The organism is Bacteroides sp. AF39-11AC (genome assembly GCF_003474285.1).
GTDB lineage: Bacteria > Bacteroidota > Bacteroidia > Bacteroidales > Bacteroidaceae > Bacteroides.
In genome coordinates this window covers 1-5188 of record NZ_QROH01000022.1, presented here as the reverse complement: position 1 = coordinate 5188, position 5188 = coordinate 1, and the positions used below count along the sequence as shown (strand labels likewise).

Annotated in this window: 2 tRNA genes and 3 rRNA genes; all 5 read left to right on the top strand. The window is 48.3% G+C overall.

The features are described from left to right. Nucleotides 1-115: 115 nt before the first annotated feature. Nucleotides 116-1638: ribosomal RNA gene (locus DW036_RS25155) — 16S ribosomal RNA — on the top strand. 136 nt (nt 1639-1774) lie between these two features. Next, nucleotides 1775-1848 (top strand) — tRNA-Ile (locus DW036_RS25150). A 43-nt stretch (nt 1849-1891) separates the two neighbouring features. After that, a tRNA-Ala gene (locus DW036_RS25145) sits at nt 1892-1965 on the top strand. Nucleotides 1966-2107: 142 nt separating this feature from the next. Then, nucleotides 2108-4990 (top strand): 23S ribosomal RNA (locus DW036_RS25140). 67 nt (nt 4991-5057) lie between these two features. Next, nucleotides 5058-5167 (top strand): 5S ribosomal RNA (gene rrf, locus DW036_RS25135). Together the 16S, 23S and 5S rRNA genes with 2 tRNA genes alongside form the textbook arrangement of a ribosomal RNA operon. Nucleotides 5168-5188 lie beyond the last annotated feature (21 nt).

Sequence of the window (5188 nt, the reverse complement as noted above, 5' to 3'; positions counted from 1 at the left end):
AAAAAAGAACCGTCAAGTAACTTATATATATAGGTAATTTGAAAACTTTTAATAAACCGAGCGTCCTGAACAGAGCAAAATCACCGGTAGCAATACCGGTAATAAAAATACTTTTACAATGAAGAGTTTGATCCTGGCTCAGGATGAACGCTAGCTACAGGCTTAACACATGCAAGTCGAGGGGCAGCATGACCTAGCAATAGGTTGATGGCGACCGGCGCACGGGTGAGTAACACGTATCCAACCTGCCGATTATTCCGGGATAGCCTTTCGAAAGAAAGATTAATACTGGATAGCATAACGAAAAGGCATCTTTTTGTTATTAAAGAATTTCGATAATCGATGGGGATGCGTTCCATTAGTTTGTTGGCGGGGTAACGGCCCACCAAGACATCGATGGATAGGGGTTCTGAGAGGAAGGTCCCCCACATTGGAACTGAGACACGGTCCAAACTCCTACGGGAGGCAGCAGTGAGGAATATTGGTCAATGGACGAGAGTCTGAACCAGCCAAGTAGCGTGAAGGATGACTGCCCTATGGGTTGTAAACTTCTTTTATATGGGAATAAAGTGAGCCACGTGTGGCTTTTTGTATGTACCATACGAATAAGGATCGGCTAACTCCGTGCCAGCAGCCGCGGTAATACGGAGGATCCGAGCGTTATCCGGATTTATTGGGTTTAAAGGGAGCGTAGGCGGAAGCTTAAGTCAGTTGTGAAAGTTTGCGGCTCAACCGTAAAATTGCAGTTGATACTGGGTTTCTTGAGTGCAGTAGAGGTAGGCGGAATTCGTGGTGTAGCGGTGAAATGCTTAGATATCACGAAGAACTCCGATTGCGAAGGCAGCTTACTGGACTGTAACTGACGCTGATGCTCGAAAGTGTGGGTATCAAACAGGATTAGATACCCTGGTAGTCCACACAGTAAACGATGAATACTCGCTGTTTGCGATATACAGCAAGCGGCCAAGCGAAAGCATTAAGTATTCCACCTGGGGAGTACGCCGGCAACGGTGAAACTCAAAGGAATTGACGGGGGCCCGCACAAGCGGAGGAACATGTGGTTTAATTCGATGATACGCGAGGAACCTTACCCGGGCTTAAATTGCATTTGAATAATCTGGAAACAGATTAGCCGCAAGGCAGATGTGAAGGTGCTGCATGGTTGTCGTCAGCTCGTGCCGTGAGGTGTCGGCTTAAGTGCCATAACGAGCGCAACCCTTATCTTTAGTTACTAACAGGTCATGCTGAGGACTCTAGAGAGACTGCCGTCGTAAGATGTGAGGAAGGTGGGGATGACGTCAAATCAGCACGGCCCTTACGTCCGGGGCTACACACGTGTTACAATGGGGGGTACAGAAGGCAGCTACACAGCGATGTGATGCTAATCCCAAAAGCCTCTCTCAGTTCGGATTGGAGTCTGCAACCCGACTCCATGAAGCTGGATTCGCTAGTAATCGCGCATCAGCCACGGCGCGGTGAATACGTTCCCGGGCCTTGTACACACCGCCCGTCAAGCCATGAAAGCCGGGGGTACCTGAAGTACGTAACCGCAAGGAGCGTCCTAGGGTAAAACTGGTAATTGGGGCTAAGTCGTAACAAGGTAGCCGTACCGGAAGGTGCGGCTGGAACACCTCCTTTCTGGAGCGACGCTCATAAAGATATTAGAAGTTGGTTCTTTTTAGATGCTACATCAGAACCTCTTGGACTACGCGTACTTGTTTATATAATATACGAGAAAGTAGAAGCCGAGCCGCAAGGCTAGGGTTTGACTGACAGTCCTATAGCTCAGTTGGTTAGAGCGCTACACTGATAATGTAGAGGTCGGCAGTTCAACTCTGCCTGGGACTACGTTCTAATTGACGATTGTAAATTTACAATTGCCAATATGACCGGGGGATTAGCTCAGCTGGCTAGAGCACCTGCCTTGCACGCAGGGGGTCAACGGTTCGAATCCGTTATTCTCCACTCTTGAGAATAGGATAGACTTTAGTCAATCCTAACTCCGACTGGTCGGAGTTTTTCTCATACGATCTTTGACATGATGTACAAAAAAAAGTAAAGTTATAACAAGCTGAAAGTATATATCGAGCCATACGGCTAGGTAAGACTAAAAGTAAGTAAGGGCGCATGGCGGATGCCTTGGCTCTCGGAGGCGATGAAGGACGTGATAAGCTGCGATAAGCTGCGGGTAGGTGCAAATGACCTTTGATCCGCGGATTTCCGAATGGGACAACCCAATATCTTGAAGAGATATTATCCTACTTTGTAGGAGGCAAACGCAGGGAACTGAAACATCTTAGTACCTGTAGGAAAAGAAAATAAATAATGATTCCCCTAGTAGTGGCGAGCGAACGGGGAATAGCCCAAACCATATGTGTTACGGCATGTATGGGGTTGTAGGACCACGTTGTGGGACGAAAGTTAGTGAGTAGAATGATCTGGAAAGTTCAGTCATAGACGGTGATAACCCGGTATACTAAGCTAATTGAACCCTAGTGGTATCCTGAGTAGCGCGGGACACGAGAAATCTTGCGTGAATCTGCCGGGACCATCCGGTAAGGCTAAATACTCCCGAGAGACCGATAGCGAACCAGTACTGTGAAGGAAAGGTGAAAAGCACTTCGAATAGAAGAGTGAAATAGTCCCTGAAACCATGCGCCTACAAGCGGTCGGAGCAGCTTTTAGCTGTGACGGCGTGCCTTTTGCATAATGAACCTACGAGTTACTTTTTCCGGCAAGGTTAAGGATCTTGAGATCCGCAGCCGAAGCGAAAGCGAGTCTGAACAGGGCGGATAGTCGGAAGGAGTAGACGCGAAACCAAGTGATCTACCCTTGGCCAGGTTGAAGGACAGGTAACACTGTCTGGAGGACCGAACCGATAAGCGTTGAAAAGCTTCCGGATGAGCTGAGGGTGGGGGTGAAAGGCTAATCAAACTTGGAGATAGCTCGTACTCCCCGAAATGCATTTAGGTGCAGCCTTGATTTATACTAATATGAGGTAGAGCGACTGATAAGATGCGAGGGCTTCGCCGCCTATCAAGTCTTGACAAACTCCGAATGCGTATTAGTTCTATATCAGGAGTGAGGGCATGGGTGCTAAGGTCCATGTCCTAAAGGAGAACAATCCGGACCATCAGCTAAGGTCCCCAAATAACCACTAAGTTGATCTAACGAAGTCAGATTGCTAAGACAGCTAGGATGTTGGCTTGGAAGCAGCCATTCATTTAAAGAGTGCGTAACAGCTCACTAGTCGAGGAGTTTGGCGTGGATAATAATCGGGCATAAGTGGTTTACCGAAGCTATGGGATGTGCAAACATCGGTAGGGGAGCATTCTACTCTGCGTTGAAGGTGAAGCGTAAGCTTTGCTGGAGCGTGTAGAAAAGCAAATGTAGGTATAAGTAACGATAAAGGGGGTGAGAAACCCCCTCGCCGAAAGACTAAGGTTTCCTGATCAACGCTAATCGGATCAGGGTTAGTCGGGTCCTAAGGCTCAGCCGAACGGTGAGGCCGATGGCAGAACAGGTTAATATTCCTGTACTACCTTTTGGAGTGACGTGGAGACGGAGGCGTGACAGTGCCGCGAACTGACGGAATAGTTCGTTGAAGGGTGTAGATGTTGATCGGGGTAGGCAAATCCGCTCCGAGAGTCGAACCTGATAGTATGGAGCGTTCTTCGGAACAATCCAATAGTGCATGTAAGCATACTCCCAAGAAAATCCGCTAAACATAATCTTTAAGGTACCCGTACCGTAAACGGACACACGTAGTCGGGTTGAATATACTAAGGCGCTTGAGTGATTCACGGTTAAGGAACTAGGCAAATTGACCCTGTAACTTCGGGATAAAGGGTCCCCACTGCGAGGTGGGGCGCAGAGAATCGGTCCAGGCAACTGTTTAACAAAAACACAGGGCTATGCCAAATTGAAAGATGAAGTATATAGCCTGACACCTGCCCGGTGCTGGAAGGTTAAGAGGAGATGTCATCGCAAGAGAAGCATTGAATTGAAGCCCCAGTAAACGGCGGCCGTAACTATAACGGTCCTAAGGTAGCGAAATTCCTTGTCGGGTAAGTTCCGACCTGCACGAATGGTGTAATGATCTGGACACTGTCTCAACCGTGAGCTCAGTGAAATTGTAGTATCGGTGAAGATGCCGATTACCCGCGATGGGACGAAAAGACCCCGTGAACCTTTACTATAGCTTAACATTGAATTTGGGTAATTGATGTGTAGGATAGGCCGGAGGCTTTGAAGCAGGTACGCCAGTATTTGTGGAGCCGCTGTTGAAATACGGCCCTTTGGTTATTTGAGTTCTAACTCGCTGCTGCGAGGACACTGTTTGGTGGGTAGTTTGACTGGGGTGGTCGCCTCCAAAAACGTAACGGAGGCTTCTAAAGGTGCCCTCACGCCGATTGGTAACCGGCGGCAGAGTGTAATGGCATAAGGGCGCTTGACTGGGAGACTAACAAGTCGATCAGGTAGGAAACTAGAGCATAGTGATCCGGTGTTTCTGTATGGAAAGGACATCGCTCAAAGGATAAAAGGTACTCCGGGGATAACAGGCTGATCCCTCCCAAGAGCTCATATCGACGGAGGGGTTTGGCACCTCGATGTCGGCTCGTCACATCCTGGGGCTGGAGAAGGTCCCAAGGGTTGGGCTGTTCGCCCATTAAAGTGGCACGCGAGCTGGGTTCAGAACGTCGTGAGACAGTTCGGTCTCTATCTATCGTGGGCGTATGAAATTTGCGTGGCTCTGACACTAGTACGAGAGGACCGTGTTGGACTGACCTCTGGTTTACCAGTTGTGCCGCCAGGTGCATTGCTGGGTATCTAAGTCGGGATTGGATAAGTGCTGAAAGCATCTAAGTACGAAGCCAGCCACAAGATTAGATTTCTTAGGGTCGTTGAAGACTACAACGTTGATAGGATGCAGGTGTACAGGTGGTAACATCATAGCCGAGCATTACTAATTGCCCGTTCACTTTTGGTCCTTGCCTTGTATGGCGGATATATACGTTCAGTTTTTAGTTTTACTTTTTACATCATGTCTGACTTATTCAGGTGACTATAGCATCAGGGTTCCACCTCTTCCCATTCCGAACAGAGAAGTTAAGCCTGATCACGCCGATGGTACTGCGTCAAGTGGGAGAGTAGGTAGTTGCCGTTTTTAGAGGAAAGCCTCCATATC